We start from the raw sequence: 26,626 nt of genomic DNA, 5'->3' as shown, positions 1-26,626 counted from the left end.
TCGGGGACGTCCGGGGCCGCCATTGTAAGCCCGCCAGCGCAGCCCGGCCGACCGTGGAATGCCAGGGGCGGCCGGGTGCGCTGATTTGACTCACCTGGAGAACGTGGCGCCGTTGTTCTTGCCGCAGTCGTCCACGTCACTCTGGTCCATGGTTGCGTACGGCTTGAACGCAGGCAGTTCACGCGCCAGTGCCTGTTGGCTGGCCAGCATCGCCGGGAGGCGTTCGCAGATGCGCTTGGCCTGGGCCTCGATCTTTGCGGCTTCGGCGTTGATGCGCTTCTCCACGCCTTCGCTGTCGCCGCTGAAGATGCCCTTCAGTGCTTCACCGGCCGCATTGGCTCCCAGCTTGGCGCCGGCCAGGCCGATATCCATGCCGTCCATCGCGATGGCTACAACGTGGCCACGGTATTCCTGCAGGTGGCGGCGCTGGGTGTCATTGGCGGTGATTTCCTTGCCCGCGATCAGCAGGCGGCCATCCGGGGTGATTTCAGCGCGTGGCTGCTGGTCGGCGGAGATCTTGATGTTGCCCTCGGTGATCTCCTTATGGGCATCGTCAATGGCTTGCTTGACCGTATCGCCGACACCGCTGGTGGCTTCGGCGACGCTCTTGCCGACGGTCTTGTCGGATGGGGAGGACGTGCCACCGCAGGCGATCAGCGGCAGGCACAGCAGGGTGGCGGGCAACAGGCGCGACAGCTTCATGGTGGTCCCCTGGACGTGTCTGGAAGAGGTTACTTGCCGCGCGGCAGGGTGACCCTGCCACTGACGTTGCGGTGCTCGACATCGCCGCTGCCGCTGTGGTCGACGGTCAGGCTGCCGCGAACGCCGTCGACCTGGATGTCGCCCGAACCGTGGCTGCGGACATGCACATCGCCGCCGATGTCGGCCAGGTCGACGCCGCCGGAGCCGACCACGCCGACTTCAACGCTGCCCTGCACGCGCTTGAACTCGATATCGCCCGAACCGACGGTATCCAGCCGGGCATTGCCGCGCACATCGCTGATCTTCAGGTCGCCGGAGCCGACCGTACCGGTGCTGGCGTTACCGCTGATGTTGCGCACGTTGACGTCGCCGGAACCCAGCGACAGCAGGTTCAGCGAACCACCGCCATCGATGTTGAGGTCGCCCGAACCCACTGCCGCATGGATGTCGCCGCGGGTGCCGCGGGCCACCGCATCACCAGAGCCGACATCCACGCTGAGCGACTGTGCGTTCTCCACGCTGGCGTCGCCGGAGCCGACCTTGAGCTGCAGCGGCAGGTTGTCCGGCACGCTGCCGCGGATATCCAGCCAGGCGTAGCTGTTGCCGAGGCTGATGCCACTGTTGCGGCCCTCGCGGCGCAGGCTTACCACCAGCTTGTCGCCCTCCTTGCGCTGGTCCAGCACCAGCTGATCAAGCCACTCCTGGCTGGATGCACAGGCACGACCGTCAAGCTGGCCGCCGCCCTTGCTGGCGACGATCTTCAGGTCATGCTGGTTGACTTCGAACACCACCGCCCGCGCACCGGCCACATCCAGCTTCAACGTGCGCGCAGCAGTGAACTTGCAGTTCGGGGCATCGGCAGCGAGTGCCGACAGCGGCAACAGCAACAACGCGGAACAGGCGAGCAGGGAACGCATGGGTGGTGCCTCCAGGTGGATGGAATCAGATCTCGCCGGCGCGCTTGCGCAGGCGGATGGCGAGGAAGATGAACACTGCACCGACGGCGGCACCGATCCACAGTTCCGGCATCGCCAGGGATTGCAGCTGTGCTCCAGGGCCAAGCAGTGAGGCGATGGACTTCAGGTCGCTGTGCGAATTGTTCACGCCGACGCGGTACACCAGGTCCATGCCCGGAACGGCACCCAGCAGCAGGCGGCCGACGATGTTCTGCCAGAACCAGCCGGTGGTCAGGCCGATCAGCGGCATGACCTTGGTGGTGCTGATGATGACGCCGGCGAACAGTGGCAGCATCACCGCCCACAGGAACGGCTTGGTGCGTGCCCAGGCCGAGCACAACAGCAGCCAGCCGGCGGTGGGCAGCGCCCACAGGGCGTAGACCGGGATCCAGGCCAGATGGCCGGCGACCAGGGTCAGCGGGCTGGCCGGCCCCCAGATCAGCGTCATCGGGCTGCCGCCGTGGGCCAGCGCAACGATGCTGATCACCAGCATGAAGCCGAACATGGTGATGATGCCGGCAATCACCGCGATCAGCGGTGCGATGATCAGTGCACTGATCACCTTGGACAGCACGGTCTGGGTGTCCGACAGCGGCAGCGACTTCCAGAACAGGATGCTGCGGTCGCGACGGTCGTCGTAGAGCGCGCCCAGGCAATAGAAGAACACCACGAAGGCCAGCACCAGGAACGGCCAGGCCGAGCTGAGCACCAGGGTCAGGTCGAGGCCGTTGCCAAGGTCGGCCAGGTCCTTGCCATTGATGTTGCGGGTGAGCAGTGCCAGGTCCAGGCCATTGACGTTGACGCTTTCGCCATCGACATGCAGCCCGCCGCTGCGTGCGGCGCGGTTCAACGCGAACAGGCCGAAGGCGATGCCGATGCTGCTCATCACCAGCGAGATGAGGCCGGCGATCAGCGGCGCGTAGAGGAAGCCGCCGCGGTTTTCCCAGTACTCGCGCTTGAGCAGCCAGCGCAGGGTACCCAGCGGACTGACGGGGTGGTTGACGGCATTCATGCGTAGGTCCCCTTCATGATGGCGACGAACAGGTCGGCCAGGCCCGGGATGCGGGTCTCGCCAAGGGTCGAAAGCTGGTCGCGTGGTACGCCATCGAACAGCATCACGGTCTTGCCGAACGCCAGGCTGCGCTCGTCGATCGGCTTCAGCGCGCGGGCGGTTTCCAGCTGGTCGGCATTGACCAGCAGCTCGGTGTAACGCTGGCCGACGTCGTCCATTTCCGCATCGAGCACGATGCGGCCATCGCGGATGAACATCACGTCGCTGAGGATGTGCTCGATCTCTTCCACCTGGTGGGTGGTGACGATGATGGTCTTCTGCTCGTCGAAGTAGTCTTCCAGCAGGCGCTGGTAGAACTCCTTGCGATACAGGATGTCCAGGCCCAGGGTGGGTTCGTCCAGCACCAGGATGCGGGCATCGATGGCCATCACCAGTGCCAGGTGCAGCTGCACGATCATGCCCTTGGACAGTTCGCGCACGCGCTGCCTGGGCTGCAGCTTGGTGTTGGCCAGGAAGCGCTCGCAGCGGGCGCGGTCGAAGCGCGGGTGGACGCCGGCCACGAAATCGATCGCCTCGCGCACCTTCAGCCAGCGCGGCAGCACGGCAACGTCGGCGATGAAGCAGATGTCGTTCATCAGCTCGTCGCGGTGCAGCCGCGGGTCGCGGCCGAGCACATTGAGTTCGCCTTCCACCGAGGTCAGGCCGAGGATGGCCTTCAACGCAGTGGTCTTGCCCGCGCCGTTGGGGCCGATCAGGCCGACGATGCGTCCGCTCGGAATGCTGAAGCTGGCATTGTCGAGGGCGACCGTGGTCTTGTAGGCCTTGCGCAGGCCTCGGGCGGTGATGACCGATTCGCTTGCAGTGCTATTCATCAGACTTTCCCCTGGGGCAGCAATTCGTCGAGGCTCAGGCCCAGGCGCTGGATGCGCTCCAGCACCGCCGGCCATTCTTCGTTGAGGAAGCGGTCCCGCTCGCTGCTGCGCAGCTGCGTGGCCGCCTGCTCGGTCATGAACATGCCCAGGCCGCGGCGCTTCTCGACCAGGCCTTCATCGGCCAGTTCCTGGTAAGCGCGCGAAACGGTGATGGGGTTGAGTTGATAGTCGGCGGCCACCTGGCGCACCGAAGGCAGGGCATCGCCCGGCTTGAGGATTCCGTCGAGCATCATGGCGATCACACGCTCCTTCAACTGACGGTAGATGGGAGCGCCGTCGCTCCACTGGATGTCGCTCATATTCAGCTCCGTGGGGTCAGCGGCTGGGCGAACGAGAAATACGGCATGGACAGGGAGCTGTGCAGCCGACGCGGGGGAGGGGGGGAGGAGTCGGCGTTCCCTGCCGGCGAAGCGGTTGTGTCCTGTGCACTGCCGGAGGGCAGTGCGGTGGCGGGAGAGGCGGGCACGGCCAGCCAGGTGAGCACGAGCAGGGTGGAAACTGCAGTGACCGCAGGCGCGGTGAGCGTGCGACGCATCCGGGTGTTCATGGCTTCCCCCTGTCTCAGGTGACTGGTGTTGTATGCAACTATAACACCGGCACGCCGCCGTGCAAGTCCTTGCCGGCCCCAACTGATGGCAGGGGTGGTCATATCGCCGAAATATCCCATCAAGCAGTTGATTCTAAAGAGAAATAAATCTGTCGTGCGGGGAGGGGGCGATCGGGCTTCCATTCAGTGATGTCCATGCCATGTCATCACTGCGGTGCGCCGGCAGGCTGGGCCAGGCAAACGCCATGCCGCGCAAAGCCATCCGGGGCCTGTGCCATCAGGGCGGCAGGGGCCCGGTGCTATAGTTCGGCCGATTCCCGGCCGGTAGCGGCCGGGCCCTGTGAATGGCTACCGCGGACTGTTCCTGATGCCTCTGTCGACCGTTTCCCCGCGCCGCATGCGCGGCCTGTCCCTGCTGGTCCTGATCGTGGCTGGTGTCGCTGGTTCGGCCAGTGCCCTGGCGGCCGATCTGCTCGACCTGGAGTACCGGCCGCTGGCCAGCAAGCAGCAGGTCAACCTGCAGCAGCGCTACCACGGGCAGGTGCTGCTGGTGGTCAACACCGCCAGCAAGTGTGGCTACACGCCCCAGTACGAAGGCCTGGAGGCGCTGCAGAAGCGCTATGCCGGCCGCGGCTTCGCCGTGCTCGGGTTCCCGTCCAATGATTTCAAGGGCCAGGAGCCGGGTGACGAAAAGCAGATCCAGGATTTCTGCACGCTGACCTATGGCGTCAAGTTCCCGATGTTCGAGAAGGTGCACGTGGTCGGGGCCGAGGCCACGCCGCTGTACCAGCGGCTGACCGCTGCGACCGGCGTCGCGCCGGGCTGGAACTTCCACAAGTACCTGGTCGGCCGCGATGGCAAGGTCATCGCCCAGTTCGCCAGCAAGGTCACGCCGGACGATCCGCAGCTGACCGCGGCCATCGACAAGGCCCTGGCCGCAGCGGCCACGCATTGATATCCGCCACGCATGCCTCGACATCTCCGGCATGCGTGCGACAATGTTTCTTTTCGCGCCGACGTCGGCGCCCAGACACTTCCAGGAATGCAGCGAATGAAGATGGGAATGCGCGGCGCCGCGGCGTCGGTTCTGATTCTGGCGATGGGCACTTCGGGTGTCGCTCTGTCGCAACAACCGGCTGCCCCCGCAGCCGCCAAGGAGACCGCAACCTTGAATTCCCCCAAGCAGAAGCTCGGCTATGCCATCGGCCTGGACGTGGCCAAGTCGTTCACCCCGATTGCCGATGAGATCGACGTTGCCGCCCTGCGTACCGCGGTGGAGCGTTCGTTCGAAGGCCTGCAGCCGCAGATCACCCAGGAACAGGCCAAGGCCACCGATGCCGCCCTGCGCCAGGTCGTGATGGCCCGCAGTGGCCAGCAGGTACCGGGCGTTGCGCCGGGTTCGCAGCCGCCGAAGGTCGATCGCGTCAAGGTGTCGCAGATGATCGGTTCGTACTCGGTCGGCCCGTCGCTGGCGCAGCTGAAGGACGACATCGACGTCGCCTCGCTGTTTGACGCGATCAGCACCGGTCTGAACAAGGGCCAGCCCAAGATGACGGAAGCTGACGCGACCGCCACCATCCAGGCCTTCATGGGCAGCAAGCAGGCTGAAATGCAGGCCAAGGCCGCCGCCGCCGCCCAGACCAACCGCGAAGAAGGCAATGCCTTCCTGGCCAAGAACAAGACCCAGCCGGGCGTGGTGACCACCGCGTCGGGCCTGCAGTACCAGGTCATCCGCCCGGGTAGCGGCGAGCGTCCGCTGCCGAGCAGCAAGGTGCGCGTGAACTACGAAGGCAAGCTGCTCAACGGCACCGTGTTCGACAGCTCCTACGGCCGCCAGCCGGCCGAGTTCGGCCTGGACCAGGTGATCAAGGGCTGGACCGAAGGCGTCGCGCTGATGCCGGTGGGCTCGAAGTACCGCTTCTGGATTCCGGGCAACCTGGCCTACGGCGAAAACGGCACCCCGGGTGGCCCGATCGGCCCGAACGCAACTCTGACGTTCGACGTCGAGCTGCTGGGCGTCCTGCCGTAAGCGACCACGGAGCCTGCACGGACATGCGCGTTGCGATTTTCGGTACCGGTTATGTAGGGCTGGTGACCGGCACCTGCCTGGCCGACGTTGGTCATCAGGTGGTCTGCGTCGACATCGACCAGGCCAAGGTCGATGGCCTCAACCGGGGCATCATCCCGATCTATGAGCCGGGCCTGGAGCCGATGGTGAAGGCCAACCATGCCGCGTCGCGGCTGGCGTTCACCACCGATGCCGCGGCCGCCATCGAGCATGGCCAGGTGGTGTTCATCGCGGTGGGCACGCCGCCGGACGAGGATGGCAGCGCGGACCTGCAGTACGTGCTGGCCGTGGCCCGTACCATCGGCCGGCACATGAGTGTGCCGACCGTGGTGGTCAACAAGTCGACGGTGCCGGTCGGCACGGCCGACAAGGTGCGTGCGGCCATCGCCGAGGAACTGGCCGCACGTGGCGCGGACATCGCCTTCGACGTGGTGTCCAATCCGGAATTCCTGAAGGAAGGCGACGCGGTCGCCGACTGCATGCGCCCGGATCGCATCATCATCGGTGCGACCAGCGAAGAGTCGGTGGCGGTGATGCGCCGCCTGTATGCGCCGTTCAACCGCAACCACGACCGCGTTGTGGAAATGGACGTGCGTTCGGCCGAGCTGACCAAGTACGCGGCCAACGCGATGCTGGCGACCAAGATTTCGTTCATGAACGAAATCGCCAACATCGCCGAACGCGTCGGTGCCGACGTCGAGCAGGTCCGCCAGGGCATTGGCTCGGACCCGCGCATCGGCTGGCACTTCATCTACCCGGGTGCCGGCTACGGCGGCTCGTGCTTCCCGAAGGACGTGCAGGCACTGGCCCGCACCGCCCAGCAGCATGGCCTGGAGCCGAAGCTGCTGAACGCGGTGGAGGCGGTCAACGAATCGCAGAAGGGGCATCTGTTCGCCCTCATCCAGCGTCACTACGACAGGGGCGAGGATGAAGGCGTGCGCGGCAAGACCTTTGCCGTGTGGGGCCTCGCATTCAAGCCGAATACCGACGACATGCGCGAGGCATCCAGCCGTCGCCTGCTGGCACAGCTCTGGGAAGGGGGCGCCACCGTGCGTGCCTACGACCCCGAAGCCATGCATGAATCGCAGCGGATCTTCGGCGAGCGCGACGACCTGGTGTTCTGCAGCAGTGCCGATGACGCGCTGCAGGGGGCCGACGCGCTGGTGGTGGTGACCGAGTGGAAGCAGTTCCGCAGCCCCGATTTCCAGAAGCTGCGCGAGCAGCTGAAGGACGCGGCGGTGTTCGACGGGCGCAACCTGTATGACCCGGCTGAAGTGGAAGCGGCAGGCCTGGCCTACTACGGCATCGGCCGGGGGCGCTCGCTGCATGTCTGATCTGCTGCCGACCGAACGTGAGCAGGCGCTGGAAGCGCGCCTGGTCGAGCTGGAAATGCGCGTGTCCTTCCAGGAACAGGCGCTGGCCGAACTGAGCGATGCGCTGGCCGATGCCCGCATGCAGGGCATGCGCAACGCCGATGTGTTGCGCGTGCTGCTGGAAGACCTGGGCAAGGTCCGCAACGCACTGAACTCTTCCGATCCGGCGAGCGAACCGCCGCCGCCGCACTACTGATCCGAACCCTATGAGCGATACCCTCCGCGACCAGCTGATGGGCCTGGGCTTCAAGCCCGCCCCCAAGCCCGAGCGCAAGAATGATGGCCCCCGCCGCGATGGCCGCCCGCAGGGCAAGGGTGGCAATGGCAATGGAAAGCCGCAGGGCGCTGGCAAGGGCGAACACAAGCCCGGCGAGCGTCGTGGCCATGGTCATGGCGGCGCCGGCAAGCCCGGCCCGTCGCGTGGCCCCGGCCAGCAAGGCCCGCGCAAGCCGCGCAGCGCCGAAGAGATGGACCTGGCCAAGGCCTACGCCATCCGTGCGCAGAAGGAAAAGGAAGAGCGCATCGAGACCGAGCGCCTGAAGCAGGAAGAAGCACGCGTCCGCCGCGAGGCGAAGGCAAAGCTGGAAGAACTGCTGAAGGACAAGAGCCTCAATGCCGAAGCGGCGGACATTGCCCGCCACTTCCCGTATGGCGGCAAGATCAAGCGCATCTACGTCACCGCCGAACAGCTGACCGCACTCAATGCCGGTGAACTGGGCGTGGTGCAGCTCAATGGCCGTTACCTGCTGGTGACCGCCGAGGTGCTGGCACAGTCCGAAGCGGTGTTCGCCGCGTCGGTCGCGCTGAAGGTCGACCCGAATGCGCCCGCCGAGGAAGATCCGTACGCGGATCCGCAATACCAGGTGCCGGACGACCTGGTCTGGTAAGCGGAACTGCAGGATGAGGAAAACGCCGGGCATTGCCCGGCGTTTTCGTTACGGGGCGTGCACGGCGCTGCGGCGCGCGCGGATCAGCGGCAGGCTCAGCGCGAAGAAGCACAGCAGCGCACCGACCAGAGCGAAGCCACTGCCGGCCAGGAATGCGGTGCGGCCATCATCGATTTTCCACAGCTGGCCGGCGATGAGTGCGCCCAGCACGCCGCCGACACCGGACGAGAAGCCGTACAGCAGGCCCTGGCCATGGCCATTGAGGCGGCCGGGGAAGTAGGTTGCCAGCATCTGCATCGCGGCCGCGAAGAAGGCAGCAAAGCCCAGCGCGTGTGCGCTTTGGGCGACCAGCATCACCGGCAGGTTTTCCGGGAACAGCGCGGTGACGGCCCAGCGCAGGCAGGAACTGACCAGGGCGATCAGCAGCATCCAGCTGGCGTCATAGCGGCGGAAGAAGCGGCCGATGGTGAAGAACACGCCGACTTCGAACACCACGCCGACGGTCCACAGCAGGCCGAGCGTGGAGGTGCGATAGCCATGATGGTCCATGTAGACCGAGAAGAACGTGTAGTACGGCCCGAACGACAGCTGCTCCATGAACGCGGCCAGGAAGAACGCCAGCACCGGCGGGCGCCGTACGATCTGCCAGAAGCCGCTGGCGTCGCCCGCGGCCTTGCCGATGCCGCGCGCATACTGGTTGCTGAAGGCCGACGCCACCAGCAGGACGAACAGCGGCAGCATCATCCAGGGCAGCAGCCCGGCACGGCTGGCCGAGCCGTCACCTTCGATCAGCCAGCCGAACAGGGTGACGATGGCGATGAAACCGAGCGATCCCCAGACCCGGATCAGCCCGTAGCGATGGCTGTCGCTGCCGAGGTGGGTGAGGGTGATCGATTCGAACTGCGGCATCACCGCGTTGTAGAAGAAGCAGAACACCACCATCGCCGGGTACATCCATGGCTGCGGCAAGGGCAGCAGGAAGGCGGCAAAGCTGAGCAGGGTCAGTACGCAGCCGATGCGCAGCAGGCGGATCGGTCGTGGCGAAGCCGCTGCCAGCGAGGTCCAGGTGCTGGGCGCGACCACGCGGGTGGCGTACCACAGCCCCATCATCACGCTGATCGCGGTCACGCTCATGCCGCGCGCGGTCAGGAACAGGCTCCAGTACGGAGTGAACGCGCCGAGCGCCGCGTAGTAGAACAGGTAGAAGCTGGAGAGGCGGGCAACGGGAACGGTCATCGCGGAATGATGAAGCAAAAAGGGGACGGAGGGGATTAAGTCGTTTGTGCCACAAACGACTTAATCCCCTCCGTCCCCTTTGTGTGTCATTCGGGATCGTAGTCGAGGTTGGAGGCCAGCCAGCGTTCGGCCTGGGCGCGGTCCACGCCCTTGCGCCGGGCGTAGTCGCCGACCTGTTCGCGGCTGAGCCGTCCGACCACGAAGTACTGGCTCTGCGGATGGCTGAAGTAGTAGCCCGAAACGGCCGCCGTAGGCAGCATCGCGAAGCTCTCGGTCAGTTCCATGCCGGCGTTCGCTTCGGCCTGCAGCAGGTCGAACAGGCGGCGTTTTTCGCTGTGCTCCGGGCAGGCCGGATAGCCGGGCGCCGGACGGATGCCGCGGTACTGCTCGTCGATCAGGGCTTCGTTGTCCAGCGTCTCGGCGCGCTCATGGCCCCAAAACTCGGTACGCACGCGCTGATGCAGGCGCTCGGCCAGGGCCTCGGCGAAGCGGTCGGCGAGCGCCTTCAGAAGGATCGCGTTGTAGTCGTCATGCTCGGCCTCGAAGCGCGCGACGTGCGCGTCGATGCCGATACCGGCGGTGACCGCGAACGCGCCGATCCAGTCCTGCTTGCCACTGTCGGCGGGCGCGATGAAATCGGCCAGGCAGAAATCCGGGCGCTCGGCCGGCTTGTCCACCTGCTGGCGCAGGAAGTGCAGGGTGGTTTCGCCCTGCGGGTGCTGTACGCGTACGTCGTCGCCGATGCTGTTGGCCGGCCACAGCCCGAACACCGCCTTGGCGGTCAGCCACTTTTCACCGACGATGCGATCGAGCATCGCCCGCGCATCCTGATACAGCTCGCTGGCCTGGGTGCCCACGATCTCGTCGGTGAGGATCGCCGGGAACTTGCCGGCCAGTTCCCACGCCTGGAAGAACGGGGTCCAGTCGATGTAGTCGACCAGCTCCGCGAGCGGATAGTCGTCGAACACATGCAGCCCGGGCTGGTTGGGCACAGGCGGCGTATAGGTGTCCCAGCCGCCCTGGAACTTCTGCCCGCGCGCGTGCTCCAGCGTGACCAGGCGCTTGGCGTCGCCGCGGTTGCGATGGCGCGCGCGGATCTCGGCGTAGTCGGCCTCGTTGGCTGCGACGAACGCCTCGCGCAGGTCGCGCGAGATCAACGACTGGGCCACGCCCACCGCGCGCGAGGCGTCCTTCACCCAGATCGTGGGGGCCTGGTAGTGCGGGTCGATCTTCAGCGCGGTGTGCGCGCGGGAGGTGGTCGCGCCGCCGATCAGCAACGGAAGGTCGAAGCCCTGGCGCTGCATCTCGCGTGCGACGTGGCTCATTTCTTCCAGCGATGGGGTGATCAGCCCGGACAGGCCGATGATGTCGGCATGATGCTCGCGTGCGGCATCGAGGATCTTCTGCGCCGGTACCATGACGCCCAGATCGATCACCTCGAAATTGTTGCAGGCCAGGACCACGCCGACGATGTTCTTGCCGATGTCGTGCACATCGCCTTTCACCGTGGCCATGATGATGCGGCCATTGCTCTTGGCCGAATCGCCGCTGCGTGCCTTCTCGGCCTCGATGTAAGGCAGCAGGTAAGCCACCGCCTTCTTCATCACGCGTGCGGATTTCACCACCTGCGGCAGGAACATCTTGCCGGCGCCGAACAGGTCACCGACGATGTTCATGCCATCCATCAGCGGCCCTTCGATCACGTCCAGCGGGCGGCTGGAGGCCTGGCGGGCCAGCTCGGTGTCTTCTTCGACGTACGCATCCAGGCCGTGCACCAGCGCATGCGCCAGTCGCTGCGCCACCGGCTTGTCGCGCCAGGCCAGGTCTTCGGTCTTCGCTGCGCCCTTCCTGCCCTTGTAGCGTTCGGCGATCTCCAGCAGGCGCTCGGTGGCATCGCTGCGGCGGTTGAGGATCACATCCTCCACGCGCTCGCGCAGGTCCGGCTCCAGCTCGTCGTAGATCGGCATGGCACCGGCGTTGACGATGCCCATGTCCATGCCGGCGGCAATCGCGTGGTACAGGAACACCGAGTGGATGGCCTGGCGCACCGTTTCGTTGCCGCGGAACGAGAAGGACACGTTGGAGACGCCGCCGGAGACATGGCAGTGCGGCAGCGTCTGCTTGATGATGCGGGTGGCCTCGATGAAGTCCACCGCGTAGTTGTCGTGCTCTTCGATGCCGGTGGCGACGGCGAAGATGTTCGGGTCGAAGATGATGTCCTGCGGCGGGAAGCCGATCTCGTCGACCAGGATGCGGTAGGCCCGGGTGCAGATCTCGACCTTGCGCGCGCAGGTATCGGCCTGGCCGCTTTCGTCGAAGGCCATCACCACTGCGGCGGCGCCGTAGCGCAGCACCTTGCGTGCGTGCTCGCGGAACAGGGCCTCGCCTTCCTTCAGCGAGATCGAGTTGACCACGCTCTTGCCCTGCAGGCACTTCAGCCCGGCCTCGATCACGCTCCACTTGGACGAGTCGACCATCACCGGAATACGCGCGATGTCCGGCTCGGACATGATCAGGTTGAGGTAGCGGGTCATCGCCGCTTCCGAATCGATCAGGCCCTCGTCCATGTTGACGTCGAGGATCTGCGCGCCGCTGGCCACCTGCTGGCGGGCCACATCGACGGCTTCCTCGTAGCGGCCTTCCTTGATCAGCTTGCGGAACTGGGCGCTGCCGGTGACGTTGGTGCGCTCACCGACGTTGACGAACAGCAGGTCCGGGGTGATGACCAGCGGTTCCAGGCCGGACAGGCGGGTATACGACGGGGTGCTCATGCGGCCTGCTGCTCCTGGTTGCCGGGCAGGGCGCGCGGCGGCAGGCCGGCGACCGCTTCGGCAATGGCGCGGATGTGGTCGGGGGTCGAGCCGCAGCAGCCACCTACCAGGTTCAACAGGCCATCCTCGGCGAAGCCCCGCAGGGTAGCCGCCATCTCTTCGGGCGTTTCGTCGTACTCGCCGAAGGCATTGGGCAGGCCGGCATTGGGGTGGGCGCTGACATGGCACTCGGCAACCTGCGAAAGGGTTTCCACGTGCGGTCGCATCGCAGCGGCGCCCAATGCGCAGTTCAACCCGATCGACAGCGGCCGCGCATGCGCCAGCGACGCATGGAAGGCCTCGGCGGTCTGCCCGGACAGCGTGCGTCCCGAGGCATCGGTGATGGTGCCGGAGATCATCACCGGCAGCCGTGCGCCACGTGCGTCAAAGGCCTCCTCCAGCGCGTACAGCGCGGCCTTGGCATTGAGCGTGTCGAAGATGGTTTCGACCATCAGCGTGTCGGCGCCACCGTCGATCAGGCCCTCGATCGCTTCGCGGTAGGTGTCGCGCAGTTCGTCGAAGCTGGTGTTGCGGAAGCCCGGGTCGTTGACGTCGGGGCTGATGGAAGCGGTGCGGCTGGTCGGGCCGATCACCCCGATGACGAAGCGTGGCTTGTCCGGCGTGGTGGCTTCGACCGCATCGCAGCACGCGCGTGCCACTGCGGCCCCCGCTTTGTTCAGCTCGTACACCAGGTGTTGCAGGTGATAGTCGGCCTGGCTGACCGAGGTTGCGTTGAACGTATTGGTCTCGACCAGGTCCGCACCGGCTTCGAGGTAGGCCGTGTGGATGTCGGCGATGACCTGCGGCCGGGTCAACAGCAGCAGGTCGTTGTTGCCCTTCAGGTCATGGCCTTCCGGCGCGCCGTGGTCGCATCCGGGGCCATGGGCATGGTCGTAGCCACCCGCGAAACGCTCGCCACGGTAATCGTCCTCCTGCAGCCCGTGGCGCTGGATCATCGTGCCCATCGCGCCGTCGATGATCAGGATCCGCTCGCGCAGGGCGTCGAGCAGGGCATTGGCACGATCAGGATGCAACCAGGGCAGGGCGGACATGCGGTCTCCAGCTCAGGGCTTGTTGGCGATCAGCGAAATCACTTCGAAGTGTGGCGGACGCTTCTCGCGGGTGACTGTTTCCAGGCTGGACACCTGCAGGCCGGCCTTGTCGACGAATTTGCGCAGCTCCTTGTCGCTGAAGCCGAGGTTGACGTGGCCGTAGGCCTCCACCGCCGCCTTGTGCTCGTGGCGGGCCAGGCTGCACAGCAGCAGGCGGCCGCCGGAGCGCAGCACGCGTGCGGCTTCGGTCACCGCCTGCGCCGGTTTGCTGGCGTAGGTCAGTGCATGCATCAGCACCACCAGGTCGAAGCTGCCGTCCTTGAACGGCAGGGCATGCATGTCACCCTCGCGCACTTCCACGTTGGGCAGACGCCGCAGCCGTTCGCTGGCCGCGGCGACCACGCGTGCGCTGGTGTCGATGCAGATGTAGCGCTTGGCGTGGGGGGCGACGAGTTCGGCCAGTACGCCGTCACCGGACGCGATATCCAGTACGTCGCCGGTCTCCAGCAGCGGCAGCGCGGTCCGGGCCAGTGCCTCCCAGGTGCGTCCCGGGGAGTAGTGGCGTTCCATGTCCCCGGCCACGCTGTCGGCCCAGTTCTGGTCGGCGGCGCGGTGGGCCAGCACCGCAGCCACCCGTTCGGCATCCTGGCGCAGCAGCGGGTCATCGCTTCCGTTGCTCAAGGCGTGCCACAATGCGCGCTGCGCCGGGTCCAGCTGGGCCTCGTCGAAGCGGTAGTAGGCCGACACGCCCGCGCGGCGGTCGCGGACCAGGCCGGCTTCCTTCAGGCGTGCCAGGTGCGTGGACACGCGCGGCTGCGCCAGGCGGGTGATCGCCGACAGCTCGGCCACGGTCAGCTCTTCCTGCTCCAGCAGCGCCAGCAGGCGCACGCGGGTCGCATCAGCGAACACCTTCAGGCGGGTCGACCAGTCTTCAAGATCCATAAATATCTACCTATCGCGATATAGAGATATATTCGCTGAGTGAGCCTGCCGCGGTCAAGTCGCTGGCGTACGGAAGCCGTCGCGCCCCGGTACAATCAGGCCATCCGGGCACGCCTTGCGTGGCCCACTTCATCATGTACCTGGGAGGGTGTTGTGGATTTCAGCTTTACTGAAGAGCAGTTGATGCTGCAGGACGTGGCGCGGCGCATCGCGCAGGAGAAGATTGCCCCGAGCGCGGAGCATCACGACCGTACCGGCGAGTTCCCGCTGGACAACATCCGCCTGCTCGGCGAGAACGGCCTGATGGGCATCGAAGTGCCGACCGAATACGGCGGTGCAGGCATGGACCCGGTTGCGTACGTGCTGGCGATGGTGGAGGTCGCCGCCGCCGACGCCGCCCACTCGACCATCATGTCGGTGAACAATTCGCTGTTCTGCAACGGCATCCTTACCCACGGTACCGAGGCGCAGAAGCAGACCTACGTGCGGGCGATCGCCGAGGGCGAGGCCATCGGTGCGTTCGCGCTGACCGAGCCGCAGTCGGGCTCGGACGCGACCGCAATGCGTTGCCGCGCGGTGAAGCAGGCCGATGGCAGCTTCGTCATCAACGGCAAGAAGAGCTGGATCACCTCCGGCCCGGTGGCCAAGTACATCGTGCTGTTCGCGATGAGCGAGCCGGACAAGGGCGCGCGTGGCATCACTGCCTTCATCATCGATACCGACAAGGCCGGCTTTGGTCGTGGCAAGACCGAACCGAAGCTGGGCATCCGTGCTTCGGCCACCTGCGAGATCGAGTTCAACGACTACGTGGCCGCGGCAGAAGATGTGCTGGGCCAGGAGGGCGAGGGCTTCAAGATCGCCATGAGCGTGCTCGACGCCGGCCGCATCGGCATTGCCTCGCAGGCCATCGGCATCGCACGGGCCGCCTATGAAGCGACCCTGGAATACGTGAAGGAGCGCAAGGCCTTTGGCGCGGCCATCGGTACTTTCCAGATGACCCAGGCCAAGATCGCCGACATGAAGTGCAAGCTGGATGCAGCCCTGCTGCTGACGCTGCGCGCGGCATGGGTGAAGGGCCAGGGCAAGCGCTTCAGCACCGAAGCGGCGGTGGCGAAGCTGACCGCGTCGGAAGCGGCGATGTGGATCACCCACCAGGCGGTGCAGATCCATGGCGGCATGGGCTATTCGAAGGAAATGCCGCTGGAGCGTTACTTCCGCGATGCCAAGATCACCGAGATCTATGAAGGCACCTCGGAAATCCAGCGCCTGGTGATCGCCCGCAACGAGACCGGGCTGCGCTGATCCGCTCTGGTAGATGCCAACCTTGGTTGGGATGCAGCGGTGCCAACCAAGGTTGGCGACTACCGGCTTCATGGCACGAATGAAAAAGGCCCCGGATCGCTCCGGGGCCTTTTCGTTTCAACCCAGCGCCGGATCAACGATCCGGGCGGTGGGCACTTTCGGCGTCGCGCTGGCGTTCCATGAACTCCTTGGAGGGTTCATCCAGCTTGTCGCCCAGCATGCGCCGCACGACCACGAAGAACACCGGGATCATCAGCAGGCCGAGCAGGGTGGCGAACAGCATGCCGCCGATCACGCCGGTACCGATGGCGTGGCGGGAGTTGGCGCCGGCGCCGGTGGAGATCGCCATCGGGATAACGCCCATGATGAACGCGAACGACGTCATCAGGATCGGGCGGAAACGCAGGCGTGCCGCCTCGATGGTGGCATCGCGCAGGTTCTTGCCCGCCGCACGCTGCTCCACCGCGAACTCCACGATCAGGATCGCGTTCTTGGCCGCCAGGCCGATCACGGTGATCAGGCCGATCTTGAAGAACAGGTCGTTGGGCAGGCCACGCAGCATCGACAGGCCCAGTGCGCCGAGCACGCCCAGCGGCACCACCAGCAGCACCGCCACCGGGATCGACCAGCTTTCGTACAGCGCTGCCAGGCACAGGAACACCACGACGATCGACAGCACCAGCAGCAGGGTGGCGGCGTTGCCGGCCAGGATTTCCTGGTAGGACATGCCGGACCAGTCGTAGCCGAAGCCGGCCGGCAGGTCGTCGTTGACGATCGCCTCCATGGTCTGCATCGCTTCACCCGAACTGGTGCCCGGGGCCTGCGAACCGACGATGTTGATCGCCGAGTAGCCGTTGTAGCGGCTCAGCGACGGCGATGCCGACACCCATTCGGACTTGACCACCGTGTTGAGCGGGATCATCGCGTTGGTGCCATCGGCATTGGTGGTCAGGCTGGACGGGCTGTAGAAGCTCTTCAGCGACTCCTGGCCCGTGCGGTACGGACCATCGGCCTGCATCGTCACGCGCTTGATGCGGCCTTCGTAGAAGAAGTCGTTGACGTACACCGGGGCCAGCATCAGCTGGATGGTGCTGTACACGTCCGACACCGACATGCCCATCGACTGCGCCTGCACGCGGTCCACGTGCAGCTGCAGCTGCGGGGCGTTTTCCAGCCCGTTCGGGCGCACGCCGACCAGTGCCTCCGGCTTCTGCGCGGCCTTGCCCAGCAGGATGTTGCGCGCCTGGGTCAGCTGTTCGTAGCCGGCACCACTGCGATCCTGCAGCCACATGTCGAAGCCACCGAACTGGCCGAGGCCCTGCACGGTGGGCAGGTTGACCACGAAGATCTGCGCTTCCTTGATGCCGTAGAACGCGCCGTTCATGTTCTGGATGAACTCTGGCGCGGTGAACTTGCGTTCCTCCCACGGCTTCAGGCGGATGAAGCCCATGCCGACGTTCTCGCCGGAACCGACGAAGCTGAAGCCGGCCACCTGCAGCATGCCTTCATAGCCATCCTGCTTTTCCAGGATGCCACGCATCTGCGCGAACACTTCGTTGGTCTGGCCCTTGGTCGAGCCGGGCGGCAGCTGCACGATCGCCAGTGCGTAGCCCTGGTCCTCTTCCGGCAGGAAGCTGCCCGGCATGCGGGTGAACAGGAAGCCGCACAGCGCGGTCAGCACCACGAACAGGATCATCCAGCGCGGCGCATGGCGCACCGCCGAGGTGATGTGGCCCACATAGGTGTGGCTGATCTTGTCGTAATACTTGTTGAAGGTGCGGTAGATGATGTTCGGGTTGTCGTTGTGCGTCGGCTTGAGGAACGTCGCGCACAGCGCCGGGGTGAAGCCCAGGGCCAGGAACGCCGAGAACGCCATCGAGATGGCGATGGTCAGCGCGAACTGCTTGTAGATCTCACCTGCCGCGCCGCCCTGCAGGGCGGACGGGATGAACACCGCGGCCAGCACCACGGTGATCGCCACCACCGCGCCGGTGATCTGGGTCATCGCCTTCTGCGTGGCCGGCTTCGGCGCCAGGCCTTCCTCGGACATGATGCGCTCGACGTTCTCGATCACCACGATCGCGTCGTCGACCACGATGCCGATCGCCAGCACCATCGCGAACAGGGTCAGCTGGTTGATCGTGAAGCCGATCATCCACATGCCCAGGAAGGTGCCGAGCAGGGCCACCGGGATGACCAGGGTCGGGATCAGGGTGGCGCGGAAGTTCTGCAGGAAGATCAGCATCACCAGGAACACCAGCAACACCGCTTCGAACAGGGTCTTGACCACTTCCTGGATCGAGATCTTGACGAAGGTGGTGCTGTCGTACGGCGAGAACCAGGTCACGCCGGACGGGAAGCTGGGCTGCAGCTCGTCCATCTTGCCGCGCACCGCTTCGGCCACGTTCAGGGCGTTGGCGCCCGGCAGCAGCTGGATGGCGAAGGCGCCGGTCGGCTTGCCGTTGTACTGGGTATCGAAGCCGTAGTTGTTGGCACCGAAGGCGACGCGGGCGATGTCCTTCAACAGCACGCGCGAGCCGTCAGGGTTGGCGCGCAGGATGATGTTCTCGAACTCCTGCGGCGAGCTGAAGCGGCCTTCGGCCGAGACCGTGGCGGTGAAGTGCTGGCCCTCCGGCGACGGGTCCGAACCCAGCGCACCGGCGGCGAACTGCACGTTCTGCGCGCGCACCGCCGCCAGCACCTGGCTGGCCGACAGGCCGTAGCCCTGCATCTTTTCCGGGTTCAGCCAGATGTTCATGGCGTACTCGGAACCGAACTGCTGGGTGCTGCCGACGCCGGGGATACGCGAGACCTGGTCGAGCACGCGCGAACCGACGATGTCGTTCAGGGCATCACGGTTGATGGTCGGTGTATCGGACTGCAGTGCCACCACCATAAGGAAGCCGGCGTTGGCCTTGGCCACCACCACGCCCTGCTGGGTCACTTCCGAAGGCAGTCGTGGCGTGGCCAGCGATACCTTGTTCTGCACCTGCACCTGGGCGATGTCCGGATCGGTACCGGTCTCGAAGGTCAGGGTGATCTGCGCCCGGCCGTTGGAGGACGAGGAAGAGCTGAAGTACAGCAGGTGATCGATACCGGTCAGCTGCTGCTCGATCACCTGGGTGACCGACTTCTCGGTGGTGTCCGCGCTGGCGCCCGGGTAGGTGGCCGAGACGGTCACCTGCGGCGGGGCGATGTTGGGATAGGACTCCACGCCCAGGTTGAGGATCGCGATCACGCCGCTGAGCGAGATCAGGATCGCAACCACCCAGGCGAAGACTGGATGCTCGATGAAAAATTTAGGCATGACGGAAGGTTCCCGTTACTGCTTGTTCGAATCGGTGGCGGCCGGCTTGGCCGCATCGGCCTGCTCGGGCTTGGCCGCGTCGGCCGGTGCCTTGCCGGCGGCCGGTGCCGCGCCTGCCGGGGCAGCGCCGCCTGCGGCAGGCTTGCCGTTGGCGTCCTGCCCCGGGGTCCACGGCTTGGCCACCGCCGGTGCACCTTCCTTGACCTTCTGCACGCCGGCCACGATCACCTTGTCACCGGCGGCCAGGCCGTCGCTGACCAGCCAGTTGCCGTTCTGCGCGCCATCGGTCTTGACGTTCTTGCGCACCACCTTGCCGTCGGTGCCGACCACCATCACGTAGCCGCCGGTGGTGTCGCGCAGCAGCGCCTGCTGCGGCACCAGGTAGGCGTTGTTGCGCTCGCCCAGGTTGGCCTGGAAGCTGACGAAGGCGCCCGGCAGCAGGATCTGCTGCGGGTTCGGCAGCAGCGCACGCAGCGAGACCGCGCCGGTGGCCGGATCGACCGTGGTCGAGGAGAAGTCCAGCGTGCCCGGCTCGCTGTAGGTGGTGCCGTCGGCCAGCTTGACGCTGACGGTAGCCTTGCCATCGCCGGACAGGGCCAGTGCGCCCTTGGCCTGCTGTGCACGCAGCTGGGTCAGCTCATCGACGCTCAGCGAGAAGTTCACGTACAGCGGGTCGAGCTGGTCGACGGTGGTCAGCAGGGTCACATCGCCCTGGCCGACCAGCGCACCTTCGGTGACCTGCTGCTTGTTGGCCACGCCGCTGATCGGTGCGGTCACTTCGGTGTAGCCCAGGTTGATGCGCGAGGAGGTCAACGCGGCCTCGGCCTGCTTGACCGCGGCCAGGGCGGTGCGCTCGGCCGACTCGGCGTTGTCCAGGTCGGACTTGGAGACGAACTGCTGCGGGGCCAGCGAGCGCGCACGGTCGGCGGCGACCTTGGCGTTGGCATAGGTGGCACGGGCCGAGGCCAGCTGGGCTTCGGAGGCGTTCAGCGAGGCACGCAGCGGCGCCGGGTCGATCAGGAACAGGGTCTGGCCCTGCTTGACCTGGGAGCCTTCCTGGTAGACGCGCTTGAGCAGCACGCCCGGAACGCGCGCGCGCACGTCGGCGCTGCGGAACGGCGACAGGCGGCCGACCAGCTCGCGCTGCAGCGGCAGGGTCTGCGGCTTGGCGTCGATGACGCCCACCTCCGGCGGCGGGGGCGTCTGCTGTTCCGGCTTCTTGCAGGCGGCCAGAGCGACAGCAACGGCGCACGTCAAGGCAAGGGTGCGGAGTGGGGCGGTCATCAGGAGGAACTCCGGGGTTGGTTTGTAGACGGGGCCGGCGACGGCTGTGGCGCGAACGCGCGCAGGAAGCTGTCGACGGAGAACTCTGCCCAGCGCCGACGCAGCAGCGCGTCATCACGGTGGGGGGTATGGAAGCGCTGTTTGTCGAAATCCTGACCGGCGATCATGCTCAGCAGCAGCTCGGCCATGAAGTGCGGGTCGTCATGCCGTAGCTGGCCTTGCATGCAAACGGTTTCAATCCATTCAGCAAGATGAAGCGTCAGCGCGCCGGCGCCATGCCGGTACAGCGTACGCGCCTCTTCGGGAAACTGGGACGCGTCGGCGGCGATCAGCCGACAGGCCTGTCCTACGTGCGGTTGGCTGAAATGCTCCAGGAAGTCGGTGGCGAACTGGAGCAGGCTGGCACGCAGGTCGTCAGTGCGGAGTGCACGGACCATGGCTCCGGTGGCGTGGCCGACGTGGCGCTGCATCACCCGGCGCAGCAGTTGCTGCTTGTTGCCGTAGCGCGAATACAGGGTCTGCTTGGAACAGCCTGCCTGCTGGGCCACCGCGTCCATGCTCATCTGCATGCCCTGCTGCGCCAGCAGTTCGCGCACGGCGTCGAACACGCGCTCATCGCGTGCGTCGAGGGCAACGGGAAGGTAGGCCGGATTCACGCGGTGGACTATACCGTCCAGTTCAGGATTGTGGAATCGCATCGGCGTCGCCGCGTGTGTCTTCCGGTAACACGCTTTGCCGATCCTGTCTGCAGTGCTGAAACGGGTGCCACGACCATACCGGTACGAACTGAATAGGCGTCTAAACCGCAGCAAACCCGAATCTGCTTATTCCGTCCTGCAGCAAGGCCTTTTCGCGCGGTAGGGCTACAATTTCATTTTCCCAACTGAGCAAGCGCATCGCTCTGCCATGAAACCGCAAAAAACCGCAGCCAAGACCGTGAAAAACAAGACCAAACCAGCAGAGTCGGAGGTCGCAGTGACCGCTGGTTTCTCCCTGGAGCCGGTGTACACGGCCTTGCGCAAGCGCTACCCCGCGGCCGCACAGGCCGAAGCAGTGGCCTTCGCCACTGACTTCTACAAGCGCATGGAGTCGGACGAGTTCCCGCACCACAGCGCTGAAGAGTGGGCCGCTCTCGCGGCTGAGACGCTGGAATTCGCCCGTGCCCGCAAGGCCGGCAAGGCCAACGTCCGCGTGTTCAATCCGACCACGAAGGCCAATGGTTGGGAATCGCCGCACACGGTGCTGCAGATCGTCAACGACGACATGCCGTTCCTTGTCGATACCGTCACCATGTCGCTGGCCGAACAGGGCGTGGGCGTCCACGTGCTGGGCCACCCGGTGCTGCGCTTCACCCGCGACAAGGCCGGCAAGCTGGTCAAGGTCGGCGAGGGTGATGCCGAATCGGTGATGCTGCTGGAGATCGACCGCCAGCCGGCCGAAGCCATGGCCGCCATCGAGCAGGCCATCAACAAGGCGCTGGATGAAGTGCGAGCGATCGTGCGCGACTGGCAGCCGATGAAGGACAAGGCGCTGGCGCTGGCCGACGACCTGGGCAAGCGCCAGCTGCCGGTCGACGATGCCTCGCGCAAGGAAGCACAGGAATTCCTGCGCTGGGCCGCCGACAACCACTTCACCTTCTTCGGCTACCGCGAATACCGCGTCGAGAAGCAGGGCAAGGAAGAGGTGCTGGCACCGCTGAACGACACCGGCCTGGGCCTGATGCGCGGCAAGGACAAGTCCGCCGCCCGTCCGGTCAAGACGCTGGCCGCGCAGGGCCTGAACGCCACCTCCGGGCTGAAGGACGCGCTGATCCTGACCAAGACCAATGCCCGTTCGCGCGTGCACCGCGCCGGTTACATGGACTACATCGGCGTGCTGGAATTCGACGCCAAGGGCAAGATCATCGGCGAGCAGCGCCTCCTCGGCCTGTTCACCTCCAGCGCCTACAACCGTCGCCCGTGGGAGATCCCGCTGGTGCGCCAGCGCCACGAGCACGTGATGAAGCAGTCGGGCCTGGCCCCGGCCAGCCACAGTGGCAAGGCGCTGCGCCACATCCTGGAAACCCTGCCGCGCGAAGAGCTGTTCCAGTCCAGCGAGGACGAACTTTTCCGCACTGCGATGGGCGTGCTGGGCCTGCAGGAGCGCGTGCGCAGCCGCCTGTTCCTGCGCCGTGACAAGTACAGCCGTTTCATTTCCGCACTGGTCTACCTGCCGCGCGAGCGCTTCAACACCGACGTGCGCCTGCGCATCGAAGCGATGCTGAAGGACGCGCTGCACGGCGAGTACGTCGACAGTTCGGTGGTGCTGGGCGAATCGCCGCTGGCCCAGGTGCACCTGATCGTGCGTCCGAAGCCGGGTGAAATGCTCGACGTCGATACTGCCGAACTGGAGCAGAAGCTGGCCCAGGTGCTGCGCAACTGGCAGGACGACCTGCGCGAAGCGCTGGTGACCCGCCACGGCGAAACCGAAGGCCTGCGCATCGCTGCCCGCATCGGCAAGGCGCTGCCGGCCGGCTACATCGAAGACAACAGCACCGCCGTTGCCGCCAACGATGTCAGCCAGCTCGACGCCCTGACCGGCCCGGACGACCTGCGCCTGAGCCTGCAGGCGGTACCGCGCGAAAGCGGCGATGGCCTGCGCCTGAAGCTGTACCGCCAGCTGGACGACATCCCGCTGTCGGACGCGCTGCCGATGATGGAAAACATGGGCCTGCGCGTGATCGCCGAGCGTCCGTACCGCCTGTCGGTCGACAACGCCCCGGTGTACGTGCAGGACTTCGAGGTCGAATCGACCGCCGGCGCGATCGATGCCGCCAGCGTCGATGAAGCCTTCGGCGAGACCTTCGCCCGCGTCTGGCACGGCGATGCCGAGAACGACGGCTTCAACCGCCTGGTGCTGGCTGCCGGCCTGCACTGGCGCCAGGTCGCCATGCTGCGTGGCTACTGCAAGTACCTGCTGCAGACCGGCGTGCCGTTCTCGCAGGCGTATGTGGAAGGCACCTTTGCCCGCTACCCGCTGCTGGCCCGCTTGCTGGTCGAGCTGTTCGAAGCCCGCTTCGATCCGGCCACCGGCCATGAGAGCAAGGACGACATCGCGGCTGGCCAGGCGCAGCTGAAGGCCCACCTCGATGTGCTGGCTGCCGGCGACGAGGCCACCCTGAAGGTGCTCAAGACCGTGGTCGACGCCCGCAAGGGTGACCGCGACGCGCAGATGCAGGCCGCGCGCGATGCGCTGCTGAAGCTGATGGACCGTGTGTCCAGCCTGGACGAAGACCGCATCCTGCGTTCGTTCATGGGCGTGATCGACGCGACCCTGCGGACCAGCTACTACCAGACCGATGCCAACGGCCAGCACGGCCACGTGATCAGCTTCAAGTTCGATTCGGCGCTGGTGCCGGACCTGCCGAAGCCGCGCCCGTACCGCGAAATCTTCGTCTACGGCCCGCGCGTGGAGGGTACCCACCTGCGCTTCGGCGCGGTCGCCCGTGGTGGCCTGCGCTGGTCGGACCGTCGCGAAGACTTCCGTACCGAAGTGCTGGGCCTGGTCAAGGCGCAGATGGTCAAGAACACCGTCATCGTGCCGGTCGGCGCGAAGGGTGGCTTCTTCGCCAAGATGCCGCCGGTCAATGGTGATCGCGACGCGGTCTTCGCCAATGGCGTGGCCTGCTACAAGCTGTTCATCCAGGGCCTGCTGGACATCACCGACAACATCGTCAACAACAAGATCGTGCCGCCGGTGGATGTCGTGCGCCACGACATGGACGATCCGTACCTGGTGGTGGCCGCCGACAAGGGCACCGCGACCTTCTCCGACATCGCCAACGGCCTGGCCATCGCGCACGGCTTCTGGATGGGCGATGCATTCGCCTCCGGTGGTTCGGTGGGTTACGACCACAAGGGCATGGGCATCACCGCTCGCGGTGCGTGGGAGTCGGTCAAGCGCCACTTCCGTGCGCTGGGCCGTGACAGCCAGACCCAGGACTTCACCGCGGTCGGCGTCGGCGACATGTCCGGCGACGTGTTCGGCAACGGCATGCTGTTGTCGCGCCACATCCGCCTGGTCGCAGCCTTCGACCACCGCCACATCTTCCTGGACCCGAACCCGGATGCGGCCACCACGTTCGTCGAGCGTGAGCGCCTGTTCACCGTGCCGCGTTCGAGCTGGGCGGACTACGATGCCAAGCTGATCAGCAAGGGTGGCGGCATCTATCCGCGCAGCCTGAAGTCGATCGAGATCACCCCGCAGGTGCGTGAAGCGCTGGGCCTGGACGACAGCGTCAAGGCGCTGTCGCCGAACGATCTGATGAGCGCGATCCTGAAGGCACCGGTCGACCTGCTGTGGAACGGCGGCATCGGCACCTACGTCAAGGCCGCCAGCGAGCAGCACAGCGATGTCGGCGACCGCGCCAACAACGCCCTGCGCGTGAACGGTGGCGAGCTGCGCTGCAAGGTGGTGGGCGAGGGCGGCAATCTGGGCATGACCCAGCTGGGCCGCATCGAAGCCGCCCAGGCCGGCGTGCTGCTCAACACCGACTTCATCGACAACTCGGCCGGTGTCGACACCTCCGACCACGAAGTCAACATCAAGATCCTGCTCAACGATGTGGTGCGGGCCAAGAAGCTGACCGTCGAGCAGCGCAACAAGCTGCTGGCCTCGATGACCGACGAAGTCGCCGAGCTGGTGCTCAACGACAACTACCGCCAGAACCAGGCGCTGAGCCTGATGGAGCGGATGGCGGTCAAGCGCCTGGGTTCCAAGCAGCACTTCATCCGCACCCTTGAACAGCAGGGCCTGCTCGATCGCCAGATCGAGTTCCTGCCGTCCGATGCCGAGCTGTCGCAGCGCAAGGCACGCGGCCAGGGCCTGACCCGTCCGGAACTGTCGGTGCTGCTGTCCTATTCCAAGCTGGTGGCATTCGCCCAGCTGCTGGATTCGGACATCCCGGAAGATCCGTACCTGTCCAAGGAACTGCAGCGCTACTTCCCGACCCCGCTGCAGAAGAAGTATGCCGACGCGATGGAGCGTCACCGCCTGAAGCGTGAAATCATCGCCACGGCCGTGACCAACCAGACCATCAACCGCATGGGCGCGACCTTCCTGATGCGCATGCAGGAAGACACCGGCCGTTCCATCGCCGAGGTCGCCAAGGCCTACACCATCAGCCGCGAGACGCTGGATGCCCGCGCGCTGTGGGCGCAGATCGATGCCCTCGACGGCAAGGTGCCGGAGTCGGTGCAGATCGATGCACTGGAAGTGATCTGGAAGCTGCAGCGTTCGTTCGTGCGCTGGCTGCTGTCGCGCCCGGGCGCGATGCCGGGCATCACCGAAGCGGTCAACCGCTACCAGGGTCCGTTCAACGACATCCGCGTCGCTTCGGGCGTGCTGCCGGATTCGCAGCGTCCGACCTACGAAGCCCTGGTGGCCGAGTGGAAGGAAAAGGGCCTGCCGTCCGCGCTGGCGCAGCAGCTGGCCGAACTGCACTTCCTGGAGCCGGCGTTCGACATCATCGAACTGGCGCGTACCCGCAAGCTGAAGCCGGTGGACGTGTCCAAGGTCCACTTCCGCCTGGGCGACGCCCTGCAGCTGCCGTGGCTGTTCGAGCAGGTTGATGCGCTGGAGGTCAACGGCCGTTGGCATGCGGTGGCACGTGGCGTGCTGCGCGACGAGCTGGCGGCCAATCACCGCAACCTGGCCGGCCAGGTGCTGGGCACCAAGGGCAGCAGCGCTGAAGCCAAGGTCGCAGCCTGGATGGGCCGTGACGACAACAGCCTGCGCTTCACCCTGGCGATGCTGGCCGAATTGGCCGAGCAGAAGACCCTGGACTACCCGACCGTCTCGGTCGCGGTGCAGCGCCTGGGCCAGCTGGCCGCGCATGGTGCATAAGCGCATTCGCGCTGCCGCCCCACGGTTTGCTCTGCAAACCGTGGGCCCCATGCCAACCATGCTCCCAGACCCCCGCGCCGTTGGCGCGCCCCCCTGACTCAGGGGGGCTCCTGATCTGCAGCAGTTGGAGGAACGGCCCCGCGAAAGCGGGGCCGTTCTGTTTCTGCCTGTCTTTCTGCGATCACTGACCCGACGCCGGCCGGCAACCTGTCAGGTGGATGACCGGCCCGTCCGCCGGGACCGTGAGCGCCATGGATGGCGCGACCGAGCCCCCATGGATGGGTTTATGGCGTGTCCCGGCGGACGGGCCGGTCATCCGCCCAGCGGGGTCCA

19 protein-coding genes are annotated in these 26,626 nt (G+C 65.9%); 7 read left to right on the top strand and 12 right to left on the bottom strand.

The window, feature by feature from the left end; all coding sequences use genetic code 11:
- Positions 1–90: 90 nt before the first annotated feature.
- Genes K5L94_RS14710 through K5L94_RS14690 form a run of 5 tightly spaced genes read right to left on the bottom strand, consistent with a single transcriptional unit; the run spans position 91 to position 3,901 of the window.
- Entirely contained in the window at positions 91–702 is a 612-nt protein-coding gene (locus K5L94_RS14710; RefSeq protein ID WP_053450244.1) for a DUF2884 family protein, read from the bottom strand.
- A 29-nt stretch (positions 703–731) separates the two neighbouring features.
- Positions 732–1,619 carry a DUF4097 family beta strand repeat-containing protein gene (locus K5L94_RS14705; protein WP_049458772.1) on the bottom strand — a complete coding sequence of 296 codons (888 nt, stop codon included), beginning with the start codon at positions 1,617–1,619 and terminating at the stop codon, positions 732–734.
- Positions 1,620–1,644: 25 nt separating this feature from the next.
- Complete coding sequence (locus tag K5L94_RS14700; protein WP_053450243.1) at positions 1,645–2,670, bottom strand: ABC-2 transporter permease; 1,026 nt, start codon at positions 2,668–2,670, stop codon at positions 1,645–1,647.
- The gene (locus K5L94_RS14695) at positions 2,667–3,542 is read right to left on the bottom strand and encodes an ABC transporter ATP-binding protein (RefSeq protein ID WP_006453096.1); all 876 of its coding nucleotides are present in this window, start codon (positions 3,540–3,542) and stop codon (positions 2,667–2,669) included. The genes K5L94_RS14700 and K5L94_RS14695 overlap by 4 nt, the downstream gene beginning before the upstream one ends.
- Entirely contained in the window at positions 3,542–3,901 is a 360-nt protein-coding gene (locus tag K5L94_RS14690) for a GntR family transcriptional regulator (protein WP_006453095.1), read from the bottom strand. Before K5L94_RS14690 ends, K5L94_RS14695 begins: the two co-directional genes overlap by 1 nt.
- A 615-nt stretch (positions 3,902–4,516) precedes the next feature.
- On the opposite strand from K5L94_RS14690, the gene K5L94_RS14685 reads away from it, so the two are divergent.
- The 5 genes from K5L94_RS14685 (at position 4,517) to K5L94_RS14665 (ending at position 8,477) form a co-directional block, all read left to right on the top strand.
- Positions 4,517–5,104 carry a glutathione peroxidase gene (locus K5L94_RS14685; protein ID WP_164086344.1) on the top strand — a complete coding sequence of 196 codons (588 nt, stop codon included), beginning with the start codon at positions 4,517–4,519 and terminating at the stop codon, positions 5,102–5,104.
- 96 nt (positions 5,105–5,200) lie between these two features.
- A complete protein-coding gene (locus K5L94_RS14680; protein ID WP_053450241.1) occupies positions 5,201–6,178 on the top strand; it encodes an FKBP-type peptidyl-prolyl cis-trans isomerase N-terminal domain-containing protein in 978 nt (325 codons plus the stop codon).
- Between the two features lie 23 nt (positions 6,179–6,201).
- Positions 6,202–7,551, top strand: coding sequence for a UDP-glucose dehydrogenase family protein (locus K5L94_RS14675; RefSeq protein ID WP_271261916.1), 1,350 nt, complete (start codon positions 6,202–6,204; stop codon positions 7,549–7,551).
- On the top strand, positions 7,544–7,786 hold the full coding sequence (locus K5L94_RS14670) for a SlyX family protein (RefSeq protein WP_005410256.1): 243 nt from the start codon (positions 7,544–7,546) through the stop codon (positions 7,784–7,786). Before K5L94_RS14675 ends, K5L94_RS14670 begins: the two co-directional genes overlap by 8 nt.
- Positions 7,787–7,796: 10 nt before the next feature.
- A complete protein-coding gene (locus K5L94_RS14665) occupies positions 7,797–8,477 on the top strand; it encodes a DUF2058 domain-containing protein (protein ID WP_053450239.1) in 681 nt (226 codons plus the stop codon).
- A gap of 48 nt (positions 8,478–8,525) precedes the next feature.
- Here K5L94_RS14665 and K5L94_RS14660 read toward each other — a convergent pair whose 3' ends face one another.
- The 4 genes from K5L94_RS14660 to K5L94_RS14645 form a co-directional block, all read right to left on the bottom strand.
- Positions 8,526–9,713 carry an MFS transporter gene (locus K5L94_RS14660; protein ID WP_053450238.1) on the bottom strand — a complete coding sequence of 396 codons (1,188 nt, stop codon included), beginning with the start codon at positions 9,711–9,713 and terminating at the stop codon, positions 8,526–8,528.
- A gap of 86 nt (positions 9,714–9,799) precedes the next feature.
- Positions 9,800–12,484, bottom strand: a complete 2,685-nt coding sequence (metH, locus tag K5L94_RS14655; protein WP_274510747.1) for a methionine synthase — start codon at positions 12,482–12,484, stop codon at positions 9,800–9,802.
- Entirely contained in the window at positions 12,481–13,575 is a 1,095-nt protein-coding gene (locus tag K5L94_RS14650; RefSeq protein WP_274510746.1) for a homocysteine S-methyltransferase family protein, read from the bottom strand. Before K5L94_RS14650 ends, metH begins: the two co-directional genes overlap by 4 nt.
- Positions 13,576–13,587: 12 nt before the next feature.
- Positions 13,588–14,517: an ArsR/SmtB family transcription factor gene (locus tag K5L94_RS14645; RefSeq protein ID WP_006453029.1), complete on the bottom strand. Its 930-nt coding sequence runs from the start codon at positions 14,515–14,517 to the stop codon at positions 13,588–13,590.
- A 153-nt stretch (positions 14,518–14,670) separates the two neighbouring features.
- Here K5L94_RS14645 and K5L94_RS14640 point away from each other — a divergent pair, with 153 nt between their 5' ends.
- A complete protein-coding gene (locus K5L94_RS14640; RefSeq protein ID WP_006453028.1) occupies positions 14,671–15,819 on the top strand; it encodes an acyl-CoA dehydrogenase family protein in 1,149 nt (382 codons plus the stop codon).
- Positions 15,820–15,952: 133 nt separating this feature from the next.
- Here the strand turns inward: K5L94_RS14640 and K5L94_RS14635 are convergent, their stop codons facing one another.
- Genes K5L94_RS14635 through K5L94_RS14625 form a run of 3 tightly spaced genes read right to left on the bottom strand, consistent with a single transcriptional unit; the run spans position 15,953 to position 21,066 of the window.
- On the bottom strand, positions 15,953–19,126 hold the full coding sequence (locus K5L94_RS14635; RefSeq protein WP_274510745.1) for a multidrug efflux RND transporter permease subunit: 3,174 nt from the start codon (positions 19,124–19,126) through the stop codon (positions 15,953–15,955).
- Positions 19,127–19,141: 15 nt separating this feature from the next.
- A complete protein-coding gene (locus K5L94_RS14630) occupies positions 19,142–20,410 on the bottom strand; it encodes an efflux RND transporter periplasmic adaptor subunit (RefSeq protein ID WP_049458761.1) in 1,269 nt (422 codons plus the stop codon).
- The gene (locus tag K5L94_RS14625) at positions 20,410–21,066 is read right to left on the bottom strand and encodes a TetR/AcrR family transcriptional regulator (protein WP_008265285.1); all 657 of its coding nucleotides are present in this window, start codon (positions 21,064–21,066) and stop codon (positions 20,410–20,412) included. Before K5L94_RS14625 ends, K5L94_RS14630 begins: the two co-directional genes overlap by 1 nt.
- A gap of 250 nt (positions 21,067–21,316) precedes the next feature.
- On the opposite strand from K5L94_RS14625, the gene K5L94_RS14620 reads away from it, so the two are divergent.
- The gene (locus tag K5L94_RS14620; RefSeq protein WP_274510744.1) at positions 21,317–26,293 is read left to right on the top strand and encodes an NAD-glutamate dehydrogenase; all 4,977 of its coding nucleotides are present in this window, start codon (positions 21,317–21,319) and stop codon (positions 26,291–26,293) included.
- The last annotated feature ends 333 nt before the right edge of the window (positions 26,294–26,626 follow it).

This window comes from Stenotrophomonas forensis, assembly GCF_028752115.1.
In the GTDB taxonomy this organism is placed as follows: Bacteria; Pseudomonadota; Gammaproteobacteria; order Xanthomonadales; family Xanthomonadaceae; genus Stenotrophomonas; species Stenotrophomonas forensis.
The sequence above is the reverse complement of the archived record's forward strand: the minus strand, read 5'-3'. Positions and strand labels throughout refer to the sequence as shown.

What these genes read in the sequence shown, in the direction of transcription:
- K5L94_RS14710 (WP_053450244.1), bottom strand. Translation starts at nt 702, where the DNA reads ATGAAGCTGTCGCGCCTGTTGCCCGCCACCCTGCTGTGCCTGCCGCTG.
- K5L94_RS14705 (WP_049458772.1), bottom strand. Translation starts at nt 1,619, where the DNA reads ATGCGTTCCCTGCTCGCCTGTTCCGCGTTGTTGCTGTTGCCGCTGTCG.
- K5L94_RS14700 (WP_053450243.1), bottom strand. Translation starts at nt 2,670, where the DNA reads ATGAATGCCGTCAACCACCCCGTCAGTCCGCTGGGTACCCTGCGCTGG.
- K5L94_RS14695 (WP_006453096.1), bottom strand. Translation starts at nt 3,542, where the DNA reads ATGAATAGCACTGCAAGCGAATCGGTCATCACCGCCCGAGGCCTGCGC.
- K5L94_RS14690 (WP_006453095.1), bottom strand. Translation starts at nt 3,901, where the DNA reads ATGAGCGACATCCAGTGGAGCGACGGCGCTCCCATCTACCGTCAGTTG.
- K5L94_RS14685 (WP_164086344.1), top strand. Translation starts at nt 4,517, where the DNA reads ATGCCTCTGTCGACCGTTTCCCCGCGCCGCATGCGCGGCCTGTCCCTG.
- K5L94_RS14680 (WP_053450241.1), top strand. Translation starts at nt 5,201, where the DNA reads ATGAAGATGGGAATGCGCGGCGCCGCGGCGTCGGTTCTGATTCTGGCG.
- K5L94_RS14675 (WP_271261916.1), top strand. Translation starts at nt 6,202, where the DNA reads ATGCGCGTTGCGATTTTCGGTACCGGTTATGTAGGGCTGGTGACCGGC.
- K5L94_RS14670 (WP_005410256.1), top strand. Translation starts at nt 7,544, where the DNA reads ATGTCTGATCTGCTGCCGACCGAACGTGAGCAGGCGCTGGAAGCGCGC.
- K5L94_RS14665 (WP_053450239.1), top strand. Translation starts at nt 7,797, where the DNA reads ATGAGCGATACCCTCCGCGACCAGCTGATGGGCCTGGGCTTCAAGCCC.
- K5L94_RS14660 (WP_053450238.1), bottom strand. Translation starts at nt 9,713, where the DNA reads ATGACCGTTCCCGTTGCCCGCCTCTCCAGCTTCTACCTGTTCTACTAC.
- metH (WP_274510747.1), bottom strand. Translation starts at nt 12,484, where the DNA reads ATGAGCACCCCGTCGTATACCCGCCTGTCCGGCCTGGAACCGCTGGTC.
- K5L94_RS14650 (WP_274510746.1), bottom strand. Translation starts at nt 13,575, where the DNA reads ATGTCCGCCCTGCCCTGGTTGCATCCTGATCGTGCCAATGCCCTGCTC.
- K5L94_RS14645 (WP_006453029.1), bottom strand. Translation starts at nt 14,517, where the DNA reads ATGGATCTTGAAGACTGGTCGACCCGCCTGAAGGTGTTCGCTGATGCG.
- K5L94_RS14635 (WP_274510745.1), bottom strand. Translation starts at nt 19,126, where the DNA reads ATGCCTAAATTTTTCATCGAGCATCCAGTCTTCGCCTGGGTGGTTGCG.
- K5L94_RS14630 (WP_049458761.1), bottom strand. Translation starts at nt 20,410, where the DNA reads ATGACCGCCCCACTCCGCACCCTTGCCTTGACGTGCGCCGTTGCTGTC.
- K5L94_RS14620 (WP_274510744.1), top strand. Translation starts at nt 21,317, where the DNA reads ATGAAACCGCAAAAAACCGCAGCCAAGACCGTGAAAAACAAGACCAAA.